The organism is Pectobacterium polonicum, from assembly GCF_005497185.1.
GTDB classification, from domain to species: domain Bacteria; phylum Pseudomonadota; class Gammaproteobacteria; order Enterobacterales; family Enterobacteriaceae; genus Pectobacterium; species Pectobacterium polonicum.
Genome location: NZ_RJTN01000022.1, coordinates 1 through 16,823, shown reverse-complemented (window position 1 = coordinate 16,823; position 16,823 = coordinate 1). Strand labels below are relative to the sequence as shown.

Below are 16,823 nucleotides of genomic sequence, written 5' to 3'. Positions count from 1 at the left end.
TAATACAGCAAAGCAAAACCAGCATGGCTCAAGTAAAGGCGTGGTCTGATTGTAAGCATCCCGCTTAATTGAACCATTCACTTTTAGAGATCTTCCGACATACTGATTATGTCCCGTTGAGGAGATCGCTATGCGCAAAGCCCGATTTACCGAGCACCAGATCATCGCCGTGTTGAAGTCCGTTGAAGCCGGACGGACCGTCAAAGACGTTTGCCGCGAAGCGGGAATATCCGAGGCTTCGTATTACAACTGGAAAGCCAAGTTTGGCGGTATGGAAGCCTCTGATATCAAAAAGATGAAAGATCTGGAGGACGAAAACCGTCGATTGAAACAGATGTTTGCTGATCTGAGTCTGGAGTGCCGCGCACTCAAAGATGTTATTGAAAAAAAGCTTTAAAACCAGCGATAAAGCGTGAGCTCGTCAGTTATCTGACCGCGCAGTTTGCGATGAGCATCCGCCAGGCATGCAGGACGTTATCGTTGAGCAGGACGGTTTATTTTTACCAGCCCGATATCCGGCGTGATGAGCCGGTCATTCAGGCATTGACTGAAATGGCGGAACGCTATCCGCGATACGGCTTCAAGAAGTTGTTCCAGAAGCTACGCAGGCAGGGGCATGCATGGAACCATAAACGCGTTCATCGTATTTATTGCTTACTGAAACTGAATTTTCGTCGTAAAGGAAAGCAACGTTTGCCAGTGCGTAATCCAGCACCACTGGCGACGCCGGAACATCTGAATCAGAGCTGGTCAGTGGATTTTATGCATGATGCGCTGGTATGCGGCAGACGTTTTCGTACGTTTAACGTCGTGGATGATTTTAATCGTGAAGTGCTGGCAATAGAGATCGATCTGAATATCCCGGCACAACGCGTTGTTAGGGTGTTGGACAGGGTAGTCGCCAACCGTGGATATCCGTTGAAGTTGCGCATGGATAACGGGCCTGAGTTGGTATCGCTCACATTGGCGCAGTGGGCGGAAGAGCATGGTGTGGCATTGGAATTTATTAAACCGGGTAAACCGACACAGAATGCATTTATCGAACGCTTTAACCGAACGTATCGAACAGAAGTACTGGATTTTTACCTGTTTAGAACACTGAATGAGGTCAGAGAAATTACGGAACGCTGGCTGAATGAATATAACAGCGAGTGTCCCCATGAATCGCTGAATAACCTGACGCCGGAGGAATATCGGCTGATGGCTGAAAACCCGGAAATCTCAAAAAATGCGTGGAACTAAAACGGGTGCACTTACATGATCGGTTGTCAGCGGCAATAAAAATCGCAGAGTCTCTCCCGCTAAAACCAGGTATGTCCGGGATATACGTGGTACACCAACCGTCAGTATCGAGATTCACCCGCGACAGCTTTAACGCACACTGAATGAAGGCAAAGAAAAAAGCGGAGGAACTACCCCCAGATTTAAGTTTCGACTTCACACTTCATGATTTGAAGGCGAAAGGCATTTCAGATCTGGATGGGACGTTAGCAGAAAAACAGGCAATATCGGGACACATGACAATCAGCCAGACAGCACGATATGACCGCAAAACACCGATCGTTCCAGTTGTTGGCGGTCAGAATAAAAATTCACGATAATTGCATATTCACCAAACACGCAAAAATCATATTAGGAAGAATATTAGGAAAGGGATTTTCAGGCACAAAAAACCACCGTAAGGTGGTTTGCTTGAGCTAGATAACTAGCTGTTTTTACTAGCTTAAATTGATGGTGCCGGGGCGGGACTTGAAAAACATGCTAAAAGCATTGAATTTAAAGGTTCCACCTTAAAATACAACGCTCATGTACCCGCATTTGTACCCACAACCCACATTGCTTCATTCCCTACCCTGCCGTTCGCTACAATACTAAGAAGTAACGCCAGTTGTTGAACTACGACAGCATATTAAAAAGACTGGCTATTGTCAGCCTATCTACCGACCCAGTTTTCTACGCGCAATCCTAGCACACGCTCAAACTCACGCACGTTGTTCGTTACCAGAATCAAACCTGCGGATCGCGCGTGACCCGCTAGCATGGCATCATACGGGCCAATGGGGGTTCCTTGTCTTGCCAACTCCGCACGAATTTGCCCGGTATGCACGGCAGCGTCAAAGCCATAAGTTTGCACTTCCAGACGCGCAGAAAACCCTTCAATCATGGCAAGATTCTTCTCTGGGTTTACCGATTTCTCCGCACCATAGATCAGTTCCATCAGCGTGATAGAACTGATAGCAAACTGCCCGTAATGACGGTAGAAAGCATCCCTGACTTCCTGCGGCTTGTTCTTGATGGTGTAAATACAAATATTGGTATCGAGCAGATATTTCAGCATCAAAAATCCTCTCTGCTCTGATCATCGGGTTGCTCTCTGGTGATCATAAAGTCAGGCGTTACGCCATCCTCTTCGAACCAACTGTCCCAGCTTTCGCCTGCCGGAGTGATGATACGTGTGCGACCAATCGCGACGATATCAACCTGCTTCACATCATCGGGCAGTGCAACGGCTTTAGGGAGTCGTACAGCCTGACTGCGATTGCTTTTAAATACTGTAGTTTTTTCCATGGCAGTCTCCTTGGATAAAATTCGTGCTATCGATAGCATAGAATATTGATGGGATATGTCAATGGGATATACCTGATTAACCTGATTGTTTAATCACCTCGCCGCCAACATCCCCGGATAATGTTTGGCAATAATGTCGTTCATCTGCTCGATCAAGTCGGGGCGTTTAAAAGTGAGATGCCCGGTGCCTTTCTGAAAGTAACGCACGCTAAAATACTCATCTTCATATTCCTGCTGATGAGGATTATCGCGAATATGGTCCATCAGCCGGATAGTGACATCGCCTCGATTGTCGGGAATAGGTTTGCCATCCAGCAAGTAAAGCATACGCTCTAGGTCGGCCAGTTGATCGCGTCGCCAGCCCCAGTTCAGGCCAAAGCCCCAACGGTTGTAGGTCACCAGATTGCTGATGATGATTTTCTTGTCGAAGAAACAAGGGTGATTGGTCTTGTAATCCCACGATAGCCCTTTGAATACATTGATTACCCCACGCTCGAATACCTCCTGCTTGCTCTGGTGAAGTTGCTCAAAGGTGCTGAGGATATTGGCTTCGCTAATGACAGGTAGGTCACCCTCATCCAGATTTTTATGCCATTGTGTACGCGCTTCGGCGTCCATTAGCGACAGCATGCCGGATTTCAGCATCAGGTCACGCCAGATATTGCGATCCAACGTGCGGATGATGGCTGACATCGCTTTAGCTGGCGTTTCTGTCAGCCAGCAATCGTAGCGATGCCCTTGCTTTAATGCCCAGTCTTCGGCGGTGCCGCCACCGATAGTCGCCGTTAGCGTTGAGATCGACTGTAGCTGATTAAGGAGTTGTTCTATCTGTTGTAGCGCGGCATCACGTCCGGTAACGATACGCTCAATGTTGGTCGAGCAAATCAGCTCGGTGTGTTCGGTCAAAACCTCGGGTTCAGTTTGCATAGTTTGTGGTCCATACATAAAAGCAAATGCGCCAACCGGTCAGGGCTGGCGCATTATGCATCGGAGAGAAGAATAAATAGATTTGGTGAGATGTAACTGGAAAGCGGCTCGCAGTCTTTATGCTTTGAGCAAGCCGGTAGCACGTCTGGCACGGAGAACATCAACGGCAGTGAGAAACGGCGATTGCTTCTGCCAGCTAAAGCCGTTGCGATCGATACGCACCAGTTCATATTTTTCCACCAGAAAATTGATGGCATTGAGCAACGTGATACCAGCATCAATATGTTCCTGAATAACATTTTCCTCACAGAACGGTGTGTCGTTCAGCGTCAGACCGTAGTGTTTTTCCAGCAGGTAGGTAAGCAGTTGCTGCCAGACGGCTATAGGCGACGCACAGGGGTTATCCTCCCGTGGCGGGATTGCAGATGATGTTTGCATGGGAATACTCTCTACAGGTTAGGTCGATAAAATCAGGAAAATACCCAGGTGGGGAGAGAAGCAGCGGATTATTGTGTTGCCGCAGAAGAGGGATAGATAGCAATATACACGTAGCCAAAACTGCCCAGCGTATCGGCTTCACAGGTCCATTCGTTGCAATGCAGCGTGACGCCGTTCTGCTGACGGGGATTCAGTTCTCCCGTTCGCATTTTCTGTTCCAACAGCTTAATCAGCTCAGGGAAGCAACGTTCCAGACTTCTGGCTTCTGTTTTGCTGAATGTACCGACAACGCTGGCCCGGTCTGCCAGATAATGCAGACGGTTACCTTCCTGCACCAGTCTGGCTCCGAATCGCGGAGTGATGGTACATTTTAATCCCCATTCAGGGGTATCCGATGATGGCATGATAGTTTCCTTATAAAAGCGCGGTGATGAATGTGGTTATCACAGCCAGCCGCGTTCAGCGAACGACACCACTTCAGCGCCGCCGACAACCAGATGGTCGAGCACTTTGACGTCGAGTGGTGACAATGAGTCCTTCAGCTTGTCGGTGATATGGCGGTCGGCCTGACTGGGCTCGGCCCAGCCGGAAGGATGGTTATGCGCCAGTATTACGGCAGCGGCGTTATGGCGCAGTGAGGCTTTAAGGATTTCACGCGGATGCACTTCGGTGCTGTTAATACCACCCAGCGCGATAATTTCCTTTTCTATCAGGCGATGCTGGTTATCCAGATACAGCACCATAAAGACTTCACGCTCCAGGCTACTGAGCTCCAGCATTAACCAGCTTTTGGTGTCCTCCGAGGTTTTGAACTGCCGCGCATTTTTACGCACCCGTTTTTCCAGCAGGCACAGTGCCATCTGGATGATGCGCTGCTCTCTGGACGCAACGCTGCCTGCCAATGAATTACATGACATGGTGATCCCTTATCTAAACGATGGATGATGAAAAAGCAGGGTGAAATGGATGATAAGAGCACATAAATCCAATGCCTCGCGCAGACGCACGAGGTATTGGTTGCGGAATAGCAAATAAGGTCAGCGGTTACTCCATCCTGAATTCCCATATGCCCTGATCGGTATCAACAATGATTTCAAGGACATTACATTCAGCTCCCCAGTTTTTTGACTTGAACGTCGTTTCAAAAGTGTTGCCGAAACGGAGTCGAACGGGCTTCCAGGACGCTTCGGAAAGATGCTTACAATTTCCCCGGTTAACCGTAATGTCTTTGACAACGACAACATCTGTCAACGCCGTCACGGATATCCTTGGGTAATAGGGACCAGCGTACCAGTTTCCTGATGCAATATAGCTTTTCACTCTGACTGGCGCGTTTTCTGCAAAAGCGCTGAGCGAACACAGCCCCAGACAAAGCGCGATGAGTGCTTTCTTCATGATATTTTCCTTTATTCGACAGGCCGATGCCGGTCAATGACCAGAGGGGATAACACTCAACGATTGCTGAATGTCAGCGAGTCCTTTTTGCCGTTGTAGTGGGTAAGGTTAAGCGTGGTTTTGTCGGCATCATGGGTGCTGTCAATCTTCACGATTTCACTGCAATCCTTGATGCTAATCACCTTGATTTCAGGAGCGGGGTTGGTTTTATTGACGGCATACCAGCTTCCTGCCGGACAGGCCATCCCGGCACGTTGTTCCAGAAAGGCGTAATACGGCGTGTCGGTCAAACGGGTATAAAGGCTGGCGGTATCCGCGCCCTGAACCAGAACATCCTTACCACTGTCTCCGCAATTCCGGCAAAAAAGCTGGTCCTGCGTGTTTTTCAGGATTTGGGCCTGATACGCCAGAGCCTGGTTATTCATCTGGAAACGGTTCTTCTCTCCATTCTTCCAGATGACAGTGAGCAGCGTGTTATTTTTATTTTCCGTAACCGACACGGTGGCTACAGCCGATAAATCAGAGCGGTCATCGTCAAACTCAATAAAGTGAACGGTGGGAGAAGCTGCATATTTATCGATGTAATAAAAATCGGGTGTCCGGTTAGCCGTATAAGCAGGAATGGCATCATTCAGCAGAATGGTGTAGCGCGTCATGTCCCATAACTTGCTGTACTGATCCGTTTTATTTTTATAGCCCTGTGGATAGTCAGAAATAAAGAAGCTGTCTTTCCTGTCGGGTCCACAAAGATGGCAAACCATGTGCCCTTCGCTGTCGGTGATAATTTGCGGTTCATTGTCAGCAGGCTTTGCCTGTACAGACAGAATGGGAAGAACAATCAGCGAGGCCAGCAGCATTCCGCTGCATGGCAGTGCAGGTTGTGTTTTCATTGTGATTTTCCTTCGGAAGGGCTTTCGGTTAAAAACCAGCCCATCCACCAACGGTATTGATAATAAAAAGCAGGCAGGCCATAAAAATCACCAGCGTGATATACCAGCGCATAAAGCGGCCAAACAGCTTCAACAGCGTTCGCATATTATTTTTCTCTGCAAATCAGGTAATACAGCAATCCGGCCAATAACGGGTCGATGACCATACCCAAAATAAACCAGCCCCAGAATGAGCGACCGTTACTGGATGCCACGCACCCCAGTACGATTGCCAGTCCAACCCAAAGCAGTAACAACGGCATCATTGCCCTCCAGACGCATACGCGTTACATGAACATGTTATTGATTCGTAAAAGTAAAAAATCTCAGAGTGGAATGTCGATTTTATAGCGGGGAGAAATGGCGGTATAACAAATCAATTCGATCGGTTCGATCGACAAAATCGATCGGTGACGATAAAGAAATCTGATGGGAAGCAGCAAAAACATTAGTCGAAGAAAAAAGACCACACAGCATTTGCCACTCTGGCAACGGAATGGGTGACGCCATGCAGCACCTGTTTTGCCACCTGAGGCAACGGCGCGTGGTCAATGACCCAATCCACCGCACTGACCACCGTGTCGGAAAATCCTGCCTGGGCCTGCTGTACCGCGCTGTCGGTTTGGTGCTCGGCACGTAAATGCGGAATGACCGGACTGCGGGCCTGCTTTGGGAGAAGGGTTATCATCGCCTCCACCATCTTTCCCAGTTGGTAACGGCCTTTGACGGAAAGCGGCAAAATGTTCTCTGCCACGATACCGAGTTGTTGCCCGATAACCGCCTGCTTTTGCGCCATATGCTCCCGTTGCCTGGATGACGGCTGCGCAGAGGCTCAATGCCATTCCTCGCTCGGTTCAATCTTGTCAACCTGATTGAGTAGCCAGAGTATCGGCGGATGCTCACCGTTCACGGAGCCGAACACATCACGGTAAAACTGCTCCTCGGCAGAATAGGCGCGGTCATCTGCCTTCAATACCCACAGCACCATATCCAACTCCGGCAGCAGGGATTGATACAGTGCGCGATATTCCTCATCCCGTTGCTGGCTCTCACCGACACCCGGTAAATCAACCAGCGTGAGATAATGACGACCAAAACGCAGACGGATTCGCCGTGGTTCACGGGTACAGGCTGCGACAGCATTCACCGCACAGACCTCGCTGCGAAACAGCGCATTGCATAGGCTGGATTTCCCTACACCGGTTTTGCCCATAATGCCAATCACCGGTTCATAGGTGACCAACCGGGTCAACTCCTGCATAAGGGTATGACGTAACGAACGGGGATAACGCCGCAGATGGCGGCGTATCAGGGCATAGCCTGATGATTTTTTCATATCAACCTCAGAATGAAAAAGGCCATCCGGGATGGATGGCCTGATGAATTGAAATGGGTGGGTTTTCATAGGGATGATATATAACTGAAAAATTTTTAATCTGATTTGTCTTTCATTTTTTTCTTCGCAGAAAGTGTATAGGTAAAGTTGTCTGAGAACGTTTTTGCTCTTGAACCTGGGATGGCATTGTATTTCTGTGCCTGAAGACGGAAAAAGTTTTCATGAGATTTACGGTTATTTTTTACTGTGCCAAAGTTATTTATATCAAAATTTAATAACTTTTTAATTATTTCATCTTCATCATGTATACTAAAAATACTCCTATCGGGACGGCTAAACAACAATCCCTCTACATCATTTCGACATGGCTTGTGTTCGTGTTCAAAAGCGTAAAGAGTCGCTCGTTCATTTTCTTTATTTCTAGAACATCGAGTGTTCAGCCATTCCTCCCAGATATCCTTTGCAAAAAAGTCACTAATATCATCACCACGAAAGAAAAAATTCACCAAATAAAAAGGCCTGAATTGTTCATCAAGTAAAATGAGTCGAGTATAGGCGCAAGCAGGTTCATATTCGCTATGAGACTTCAGAGTTTTTATCATTTTATCGAAACGCTCCTGAAGTTCTTCCAGAGCTAACTTTATAACGTTAACAGAAAACTTCCGAGATAGGCTGACTCCATTTTGTTCTTCCCAGTCATCCGCAAGATAAAAAGCAAATGGCAGCAATGTGATTTTTTTGTGTTTCTTTAGCAGTGTATCATACTTATCACAAAGGTATTTTTCGGTTTCTTCTTTCTGTGCAACTGATTCTTTCACCCAGCACTCCTGCGCGTAAGTCAGGAGCACATTAATTTCATGGTCATTTCTTTCATCGTAGCGCAATCTTATATTTCTCTTACCGTCATGTGTTCTCTGCTTGTAATAAATATCATCCAGTAAATCAAAGGGGATATTATCTCCTTTTGAAAAAACGTCTTTCCATCTAGCAGAAAAAAGAACCTTCTCATCAAAACAGATAAAACTATAGCACCGGCTGATATCTCCGTAGGTTAACAGATGCACTTTGCGACCTGTATCTTTTGAGCGCAGCTTAAATACTCTCAGATCATCCATCATATCCGTCATCGTGCCTTACCCCATACGCAAATGATAACCACTATCAAAAAAATTTAATCTTACTTTTCAGCATATAATTCTACCCTTTAAAAAGGTGTTTTTTAAGCATAGATTCAATGTTTTTTAAGGTGAATTGATAGGTTTTTTATTGATATAAAAGGTGTTTTTTACACTAAAAATATCAGTATTGCAGCACGATTCACGCTAAGTATTGAGGCAGTATCCCAAAGGCTTATCTATACGATGACACATCCATGTTGCTTCAGATATCTGTATCTGACCTGAGTTTAGGCGCGATAGTCACACGAACCAAGAAATCAGGATGGTTCGTCGCCATTGGCTTTTGTACCCAGTCGACTGAAGGCGACCATAGTTCTGATGCCGGAATGATTCACAATAGATGCGAATCGGCAACAGAGATAACGTACCAAGACATACAGCGATAAGCAATATCGATGCCTGGTAAGTATAACACTATCACAATGAATGAGGCAGAATAGTTATCCAAGGAAAACCGCAGTATTCCAAAGACATATTCCATTTCAGATATTCATTCTTCTGAAGGTGGAACGATTAATTAAGGTAAATACTAATATTTTATAAGAAGACGATTTATGTAAATAAAATTATCCATACCACTATCTCTACGCCTATCACTCCGTACAAGAAAGAACCCAAGATGTTATCTTCATGTGCATTATCTTGTGCTAATAAAATTTAAAAATTTACGCCAGCATCCTATCCCATGAAAAACACTCATTCAGGAATGAATTCATGGAATACAATAAAATCATCACTGATACCAACGTCAGGTACGCTCACCATCGGACACTACGTAGAAATATACGAAATCACCTCAGTCGACTATTTGACCGTTATTCAAAATTACTTATGCTACGAGTCGATTTCTCATATTTAAAAAAGAGTGACGCCCATCATTACGCAGATACTCATTCCACCGTTTTTGATATCACGCAGTTATTACAACAGTGCCCTTCGCTAAAGGGACTCGTCGGATATGTCTGGGTGCTGGAATATACCGAAGAACATAGTTTTCATATCCATGCTGCTTTTTATCTCAATGGTCAGAAACATCGTAAGGTTTGGGCCGTATTTGAAGACATTAGGGATATTTGGGCGAATGTGACAGAGGGGGATGGGTATGCACACCGATGTGAACCCAAGGAACATTACAGGGTAAAAGGGGAATGGGTGACATCCTATGACGACGATGAAGGAATAAACAGAATGCTATATATCTTGAGTTACCTGAGTAAACAGGATCAGAAAACGGAGAGGATTATTTATCAGGTTAGTGAAATCTCCCAACCTACTCGTCGAGGCCGACCAAGATGCTTGGGTTAATTGTCACTCAGCCATAAAAAACTACGCCACGCGCACATCGTTTGAAGGAGTTCGCCAATTTCCATTTTCCGGCTCCTTCTCCATTCACCAGAGGAGAAAAAACGATGAGCACCACTACCGATTATCGCCTTCTTGAAGACCAGTTCGTCGATATGGCATTTATCACCCAGTTGACCGGACTAACCGACAAATGGTTTTACAAGCTTATTCAACTGGGTGAATTTCCGAGGCCGATTAAGCTGGGCCGCAGTTCCCGCTGGCTGCAAAGTGAAGTCGAAATCTGGTTACAGCAACGTATCGATCAATCTCGCCAGTAATCACACGCCTTCAACCCTACTTATTTTCCTGCTAACAGCGATAGGACACACTCTACATGCGGACTCCTTGTCGCCAGAAATGGAATCAATTTATGCGCTTTCTAAAATGCTATCTGGCTAACAACGCCAAAAATCGTTTTGTTAGTTCGACTGAGGCTAGCCGCCTGCCTCAAGGTTACTGGACATGTACATCCTGTGGCTGCACGTTAATCCTGCATAAAGGCTCTCAACATGAAAGAACCTGGTTTGAGCATGACCTGCTCAATATAAGTTCAAAAAAACTGATGGCATGTCCCTATCGAGACCCCGAAGAGAAAGAAGAAGAGAGGATTAAAAAATTACGAGAGAAGGTCTTTGCCAGCTACGTTCTTCCTAAACCGAAAAGCTGGTATTGCGTACTGTGCAAAAAAGACTATACCGGTAAGAAACTCTGCCCAACATGTAAAGACGGTATCTACAGTGTTGTCGCCAGGGAGAAGGGACATGAATTCGAGGAAGGAGCTCATCAGGAATAGATAATCCAGACGCGTTATCTCTCCCATCATTTCAGACCGAAACAGCACCATTCCCCCTCCCCGTTATTTCATTTTCCCAGGATAACAGACCACTATCCGATTCCACGGAGGACACGGGCTGTCTGTTATTCCGCATATTGGAGACATTTTCCAAATGACACGTAACACGACGCTATCCACGTTGTTGGATAAATATCAGAGTCATCTTGATGACAGTGCAACGCACGCCATCCGTCAGGGTATCAGTACGAGAAAAATTCATACCTTCCATCAGTTGAGTCTGACGACAGTGTCTCTGCCAGGCCAGCGTAAAGCGCATCTGATTATTCCCGCGAGGCTAATGCAGCAATCAGACGTATCACGTATTGAAGCGGGTAGCAGAGCCATTCTGCCAGTGAAGGCTGCTCGCTATCTTCGCCGATACCCTATGCTGAGTGGTATTCTCATCAGCGAATGTGAGCGACTGCATCTGGAGGTATTGAGTGACAGTCTTCAGCAATTATTTGATCGGGAAAACGACCCCGGCATTCGGGAAATACTGACGCTACTGTGCTGGTCCGAGCTACTTGACGGCCTGTCTTATCGTGAATGGGCATCATTGGCAGATAAAACCGACAGACAGGTTCAGGTGTGGATTAACACCCGCCTGCGCACTCAGCCAACACTACAGGCGGTGATTGAAGAATATGTCTTCTTCGCCTGCTTTAGTTACTGGGCAGACTACCGACCTGCTTAATTTTCATGACGTTACGTAAACACTGATTCAGAGCGCTTTTGATCGGTAACGCCGATCGATACGATCGCATCGATCTATCAAAACGATTATCTTTTGATCGCCACCGTCGATAAGCTATTGCCGAAAATAACCATAACGTAATGTTTTATCTGTTTTTATTTCCATTATCGGGAAGGGCTAACTATTGCTTGTTGTACGGTAAATCAATAATCAGCAGATAAAAATCATCCCGTTGTTTTTGCCAAATCAGGACTGGTGCGCAATGACGCCGATTACCTCTCTTCATTTAACGATACGGAATCAACAGGATAAATCGGCCACCCGATTGAGCCAGGCGATTGAACGGCTTTCATCGGGTCTGCGCATCAATGGTACGAAGGATGATGCCGCTGGTCAGGCGATTGCCAACCGGATGACCGCTAATCTGAATGCCAACAGCGTTATCACCAACGGAATGAAAGACGGTCTCAGCCTGATGCAAACCGCCGAGAGCGGGCTTAATGCTATCAATAACCTTATACAACGCGGCAGACATCTTGCAGTGCAGGCGGCAAATCGCACGTTGTCAGATTCCGACCAGGCAAGCCTGAACGGTGAATATCAACAAATCAGGGAAGAGATCGACCGCATCGCTTCGTCGACACAGATCTTTGGCCGCTATCCGTTGGCTCCAGCTGAACCGGGTCCTCAGCCTGCCAAATTGGGGGAAACCTTGCCACTGGCTGAAAAGTTTCCCGTCCCCAATATCAATCATCAATTTCCCTCTGGGGTAATTTCGCTGGCTTACATTCCTGCTGGCGCAAAAAATATCACCATAACCATCGACTCATTGAGCGCCGATGACGATATCCAGCTCTTTGCGCGAGACGGCAGACATCTGGCCGGTACGCCCGCAGAAGGCACAGACGCCGATATCGTCTGGTCAGCAAACGGTGTGACAGATGAAAGTACCATGAATACCGCCGTGATTACGCAAGATAACGGCTTTTTACCTGGAGCCACCTACTCGGCAGATTCGCTGCTGCAAGCCGGGGAATACAATATCAATACAGGGGCACAGACAACGTATCAAGGTATGACCATCACCTACAGCGGTGATGGTGACCGTTTTGAAGATGCCAACACCGGGGGATTTAACGATGGGAATGTGGGGGCTGCAAACCGACTGGAAAAAATTCATATTGATGAGGTGACAGAAGATCTGATTGTCATTGTGGTTGGCAGCGGCGTCTTTAATAGTAGCGCAAGCTGGGATGAACTTCCCACACCGACAGAGCCAGCCCCGCCACTGCCGCCCTCAGTACCGATCAGCAAAGAAACGACGTTTGTCGTCGGGGCGAGTTTCGGTGATGCATTGCAAACGGTTACCCTCAACCCTACGCCCGCAGATAGCCAGTCGTTGGGACTTTCCTCTGTGACGCTAGGTGCACCTGAACAGGCCAGAGCGGCATTAGCCACGTTCGATAACGCGCTGAAAACGCTGGACAGTTACCGCAGTGAATACGGCAGCCAGATGAACCGCTTCGAATCCGTCACTGCCGTGCTGTCACAGGAGAAAATTGCCACCGCTGCCGCTCGCTCCCGCATATTGGATGCCGATTATGCCATTGAGGTTTCCGCGATGACAAAATCCCAGATCCTGCAACAGGCTTCCCTGTCCGTCTTGTCACAAGCCAATCAGCAGTCGGGAAACGTATTAAAGCTGTTACAGGGATGACGTGCCACCATAAACATCACGTTGCTATTTTTCTATCGAATCGCGATCGCCATGAGCATTGAAATATTCAGCCGCTGCCCTTTCACCACGGCGGCGTTTACCTGTCTGGGAAATAGTGATAACGGTAATGTGCCAATCACTGTTGTTGATATTGAACACGGTATCGACATGGCACTATTAAGCTACATCATTACCACTGAACACCGGACATTCATTATTATTCTCAACAACCGCAGACATGCACCGGTGATGGTGGCTAAAAAGGTATTGCTATTATCAAAACACGTACCGATGAGTACGATTAAAAAAGTGATCTCTGCCCTGTCATCGTTCAAAGAAATAAAAGGCAAGACGATATCGTTATCACCAAATGAGAAAATATTCTTCGGCTATTGGCTGGACGGAATGGCAATAAAAACCATCGCAAGGAAAATGGTGATAACCCATAAAACAGCCAATAATATGAAAAATAATATCTACAGAAAATATGGCATAAAGGATCTGCTCACCTTTTTACTCATCGCCAGAATCTCACATATGCAAAGTATCACTGACGCCGAGCATCACAGGGTTATCTACGTTGATAAGATGGCGTGAGGTAACATTCTGAGAGCAACTGGAGACTTGAATCCCACTGATTTTGCGAGCATTATCGCAATATATTCCCTTTCAGCCCGTGTTGCGTATGCCATCTGCTCAGGAACTTCAAACCGCAATTTCCAACATGTCGATATGGCGTAAAGGTGATCAACGTGCGCCTCATAAGCCATTGTTGCTGCTTTATGTCTTATCGGCCTATCAACAAGGACACCCGCGCCTGTTTCACTATGGCGACGAAATCCGCCCTTCTCTATTGGCACTTTTGAACAGCTTTGGGCCACAGCGGCGTGCTCATTACCCTGAAATGCCTTTCTGGCGGCTGAAGGGAGATGGTTTTTGGCAGTTGCAGAACGACGAGCATTGTTCACCGCAGAAAGGGAGTAAAGAGCCGCCAAATCGTGAGCTGATTCAGCACGGTGTCATGGGGGGATTTGATGAAGTCAGCTATCAGCTATTGTGCAAACAGCCGCAACTTATCGATAAACTGGCTCAACAAATTTTAAGTGAGCATTTTCCTGAAAGTGTTCAGGAAGTTATTGCCAACCGTCTGGAACTATCGCTAGATGATGTACGCAAGTCTCGCGATCCCCATTTCCGTCAAACGGTACTACGTGCGTACCAATACCGCTGCGCGGTATGCGGCTATGATTTACGACACGATACAACGCCTGTCGGCCTCGAAGCGGCTCACATCAAATGGAAGCAATACGGTGGCCCTTGCACCGTGACCAACGGATTAGCCTTGTGCTCAGTACATCACTCTGCGTTTGATATTGGCGTTATCGGTATTGATGACGGCATGAAATTGATGGTTTCTGAAGGCGTGAATGGCAGCAAGATCGTCGAAAGGCTATTCTGGGATTTTGAGGGAAAGCCGCTGTTTCTGCCTAAAAAGCGGGAGTATTACCCACTTGATAGGTTTATTGAGTGGCATCGTGGGCAGGTTTTTAAAGGTCTCTGAGTTGCTTACTATCAGGAAAATAATACCGAGAGATTAAAAATTGCTTGGCTGCAAACCAGTTGAGAGCATTCAAAATGCTATGCCACGGTAAAAAGATTACAACGTAATAACGTTATCCAGTCGCCAGTCAAAATAGATAGCTAACTGCGACAATGTTAAATTCCAGTTCTGGATAGGCATTGTCCACTTCACCTGCTCATTCACCAATTCCAGATAAAGCCGCTTTAATATGCTATTCTCGTAGGGAAGGTACCTTTGATTTCCGTCAATTTGCAAAATTCCTAGTGAACCGACTCAATGGTGTTAGTCGTGTGAATAGCCTTGCGAATAGGCGCAACTGCCACTATTTGAATTCAGAGATAGGGATAATCTTGTCGGTGGCGTCGCTAATCGTAGCGGTTACGATACTGAAATCGTGTAAATTTTAGACATCCTGACTGATGTTGGCGTAATTCATTCTTTGCGTGAACAGACTGATAATTTTCTGCTTAATCTCCTCTGGCTGCGTAGCCTAGAACCACTTAACCAGTTGAGACTCAAAATTGCCGTTACAGTCATGCTGCGTAGCAGGTTCGACTGCCTATTGTGGCTTTGGTAATCTTCTTGTCGGAACCATTTTTACGGTTCGCGTCCACATCCTGAACCAGCTATGAGTCGAGTTCGGTAGCCAGAACTGATTCGGTTAACTATTTCATTAATAATATTAATATGCCATTTTTTCCGGCCAATGCTTGGCTGGTCTGGTGAGTTTTATCGAAATCGAAAGGCTAGGACCTGTGTCATTCATTTTTCTGAACAGATGACTGGAATGACACAGAACCTTAATTCTCTAAAATGATGATCCTGAATTAGAATTCACGTTGCTCCAAACTGTTATATATAGTTTTAATTTCACCTTTTAAGTTTTTGCCACGATATACCATTGATGTATCGTATCGCTTAAACTTCTCATCCCTGGCCGCACTGAACCAGTTAAACGACCCTATGCACAACAGCCCTTCGTCACCAATCACAATTTTACTGTGAACACGATTGACCAGCTTCATCACGATGCCCATCTCATTGAGTTTTTCCATAGCATCATTTAAGCGCAGCTGTTTCTCTTTACGCTTTTCATAATCGGCATCCTCGGTATTAAAACTTTTGTCCGTTACCACAATAATGTCGATACCACGAGCGCGTGCCTGGGCCATCGATGCAAGAAAACCGGTTTGTTCCAACTTTTGCCAAGTTAGCCAAGGAGAAACAATGGTAATACTCTTACCGATAGCGTCAAAAGTCTGGTTCAGAAACGCATCATGCTGCTCAACACCATGCAAGGTAGAGATCTGCGTTTGTGCTGTACTAAGATCCTGGCGTTCTTTGTACTCAAACTGCAAGGCATTGCTGGTGGACGCAAACAGGTATTTTGCCAGCAACCCTCTCGGCGAAGAGCCTGGCTGGATCTCAAATAGGTCCATATCACCAAAAACCAGGAAACTATCTTTAGCACGAGAAACTGCGACGTTCAGCACGCTGCTGTCGCTGTCGATAAATCCACCATCTTCATGCTTCGAATAGACCGGAGAGAAAAGTACAATTGCCCTTTCCGCCCCCTGCAATGAATGAACAGTACCCACTGTCAGCGAATGTTCATCACCATTACAATTAATATCCAGCTTACGTAATGACGATTTAATCGTGCTGACCTGCGCCGAAAATGGCGTCACAACTCCGACTAATTGATGTAAGGGCTTATCGTAATAGCGCTCAATTTCTTCTTTGTGATCCGCAAGCCATGCTGCTATCGTCTCAGCTTCAAAGGTGTTATAACGACTTCCACCGTTGGCCTGCATACCTTTACCATCAATATGCAAATAGCCCATTGACGGAAATATCGTCCCTTTTTCTTCCCCTCGTTT

At 46.5% G+C, this 16,823-nt stretch carries 19 protein-coding genes and 3 pseudogenes; 9 read left to right on the top strand and 13 right to left on the bottom strand.

Features of this window, described 5'->3' with window-relative positions; genetic code table 11:
• Nucleotides 1-130: 130 nt before the first annotated feature.
• Together EDI29_RS18475 and EDI29_RS23070 are read left to right on the top strand one after the other, a co-directional pair.
• Nucleotides 131-1,242 (top strand): IS3 family transposase gene (locus EDI29_RS18475; RefSeq protein ID WP_137742063.1). Its coding sequence is split into 2 segments (ribosomal slippage): nucleotides 131-392 and nucleotides 392-1,242, totalling 1,113 coding nucleotides; the frame shifts between segments, so codons are not numbered across the junction.
• 17 nt (nucleotides 1,243-1,259) lie between these two features.
• Nucleotides 1,260-1,601, top strand: a pseudogene (locus EDI29_RS23070) (site-specific integrase); the annotation flags it as partial.
• Nucleotides 1,602-1,933: 332 nt separating this feature from the next.
• Here EDI29_RS23070 and vapC read toward each other — a convergent pair.
• The 11 genes and pseudogenes from vapC to EDI29_RS18420 all read right to left on the bottom strand — a co-directional run bounded on the left by vapC (nucleotide 1,934) and on the right by EDI29_RS18420 (nucleotide 8,720).
• The gene (vapC, locus tag EDI29_RS18465; protein ID WP_137742062.1) at nucleotides 1,934-2,338 is read right to left on the bottom strand and encodes a type II toxin-antitoxin system tRNA(fMet)-specific endonuclease VapC; all 405 of its coding nucleotides are present in this window, start codon (nucleotides 2,336-2,338) and stop codon (nucleotides 1,934-1,936) included.
• Nucleotides 2,338-2,568 (bottom strand): type II toxin-antitoxin system VapB family antitoxin, encoded by a 231-nt coding sequence (vapB, locus tag EDI29_RS18460; protein WP_137742061.1) that lies wholly within the window; start codon nucleotides 2,566-2,568, stop codon nucleotides 2,338-2,340. Before vapB ends, vapC begins: the two co-directional genes overlap by 1 nt.
• A 93-nt stretch (nucleotides 2,569-2,661) precedes the next feature.
• A complete protein-coding gene (locus EDI29_RS18455; RefSeq protein WP_137742060.1) occupies nucleotides 2,662-3,495 on the bottom strand; it encodes a DUF4942 domain-containing protein in 834 nt (277 codons plus the stop codon).
• A 117-nt stretch (nucleotides 3,496-3,612) separates the two neighbouring features.
• Nucleotides 3,613-3,933: a TA system toxin CbtA family protein gene (locus EDI29_RS18450; protein WP_137742059.1), complete on the bottom strand. Its 321-nt coding sequence runs from the start codon at nucleotides 3,931-3,933 to the stop codon at nucleotides 3,613-3,615.
• Nucleotides 3,934-4,001: 68 nt separating this feature from the next.
• Nucleotides 4,002-4,337 carry a type IV toxin-antitoxin system YeeU family antitoxin gene (locus EDI29_RS18445; protein ID WP_137742058.1) on the bottom strand — a complete coding sequence of 112 codons (336 nt, stop codon included), beginning with the start codon at nucleotides 4,335-4,337 and terminating at the stop codon, nucleotides 4,002-4,004.
• 39 nt (nucleotides 4,338-4,376) lie between these two features.
• Nucleotides 4,377-4,850: a RadC family protein gene (gene radC, locus EDI29_RS18440; RefSeq protein WP_137742057.1), complete on the bottom strand. Its 474-nt coding sequence runs from the start codon at nucleotides 4,848-4,850 to the stop codon at nucleotides 4,377-4,379.
• A 127-nt stretch (nucleotides 4,851-4,977) separates the two neighbouring features.
• Entirely contained in the window at nucleotides 4,978-5,328 is a 351-nt protein-coding gene (locus EDI29_RS18435; RefSeq protein ID WP_137742056.1) for a hypothetical protein, read from the bottom strand.
• Nucleotides 5,329-5,384: 56 nt separating this feature from the next.
• Nucleotides 5,385-6,218: a hypothetical protein gene (locus EDI29_RS18430; RefSeq protein WP_137742055.1), complete on the bottom strand. Its 834-nt coding sequence runs from the start codon at nucleotides 6,216-6,218 to the stop codon at nucleotides 5,385-5,387.
• A 146-nt stretch (nucleotides 6,219-6,364) separates the two neighbouring features.
• The gene (locus EDI29_RS22810; RefSeq protein ID WP_154715508.1) at nucleotides 6,365-6,523 is read right to left on the bottom strand and encodes a hypothetical protein; all 159 of its coding nucleotides are present in this window, start codon (nucleotides 6,521-6,523) and stop codon (nucleotides 6,365-6,367) included.
• 182 nt (nucleotides 6,524-6,705) lie between these two features.
• Nucleotides 6,706-7,593 (bottom strand): annotated as a pseudogene (locus EDI29_RS18425) (GTPase family protein).
• A gap of 95 nt (nucleotides 7,594-7,688) precedes the next feature.
• A complete protein-coding gene (locus EDI29_RS18420) occupies nucleotides 7,689-8,720 on the bottom strand; it encodes a hypothetical protein (RefSeq protein ID WP_137742054.1) in 1,032 nt (343 codons plus the stop codon).
• Nucleotides 8,721-9,485: 765 nt separating this feature from the next.
• Between EDI29_RS18420 and EDI29_RS18415 the strand changes: the two genes are divergently transcribed.
• The 7 genes from EDI29_RS18415 (at nucleotide 9,486) to EDI29_RS18385 (ending at nucleotide 14,922) form a co-directional block, all read left to right on the top strand.
• On the top strand, nucleotides 9,486-10,076 hold the full coding sequence (locus EDI29_RS18415; RefSeq protein ID WP_137742053.1) for a YagK/YfjJ domain-containing protein: 591 nt from the start codon (nucleotides 9,486-9,488) through the stop codon (nucleotides 10,074-10,076).
• 104 nt (nucleotides 10,077-10,180) lie between these two features.
• The gene (locus EDI29_RS18410) at nucleotides 10,181-10,393 is read left to right on the top strand and encodes a helix-turn-helix transcriptional regulator (RefSeq protein ID WP_137742052.1); all 213 of its coding nucleotides are present in this window, start codon (nucleotides 10,181-10,183) and stop codon (nucleotides 10,391-10,393) included.
• Nucleotides 10,394-10,485: 92 nt separating this feature from the next.
• Nucleotides 10,486-10,908 (top strand): putative zinc ribbon protein, encoded by a 423-nt coding sequence (locus EDI29_RS18405; RefSeq protein WP_137742051.1) that lies wholly within the window; start codon nucleotides 10,486-10,488, stop codon nucleotides 10,906-10,908.
• Between the two features lie 154 nt (nucleotides 10,909-11,062).
• Nucleotides 11,063-11,644 (top strand): hypothetical protein, encoded by a 582-nt coding sequence (locus EDI29_RS18400; RefSeq protein WP_137742050.1) that lies wholly within the window; start codon nucleotides 11,063-11,065, stop codon nucleotides 11,642-11,644.
• A gap of 262 nt (nucleotides 11,645-11,906) precedes the next feature.
• A complete protein-coding gene (locus EDI29_RS18395; protein WP_137742049.1) occupies nucleotides 11,907-13,361 on the top strand; it encodes a flagellin N-terminal helical domain-containing protein in 1,455 nt (484 codons plus the stop codon).
• 51 nt (nucleotides 13,362-13,412) lie between these two features.
• Nucleotides 13,413-13,958, top strand: coding sequence for a helix-turn-helix transcriptional regulator (locus tag EDI29_RS18390; RefSeq protein ID WP_137742048.1), 546 nt, complete (start codon nucleotides 13,413-13,415; stop codon nucleotides 13,956-13,958).
• A gap of 88 nt (nucleotides 13,959-14,046) precedes the next feature.
• Nucleotides 14,047-14,922 (top strand): phosphorothioated DNA-binding restriction endonuclease, encoded by an 876-nt coding sequence (locus tag EDI29_RS18385; RefSeq protein ID WP_137742047.1) that lies wholly within the window; start codon nucleotides 14,047-14,049, stop codon nucleotides 14,920-14,922.
• A gap of 96 nt (nucleotides 14,923-15,018) precedes the next feature.
• Here the strand turns inward: EDI29_RS18385 and EDI29_RS23285 are convergent.
• Nucleotides 15,019-15,251 (bottom strand): annotated as a pseudogene (locus tag EDI29_RS23285) (transposase); the annotation flags it as partial.
• Between the two features lie 519 nt (nucleotides 15,252-15,770).
• On the bottom strand, nucleotides 15,771-16,823 hold a 1,053-nt coding region (locus EDI29_RS18375; RefSeq protein ID WP_241664971.1), incomplete at its 5' end, for an AAA domain-containing protein.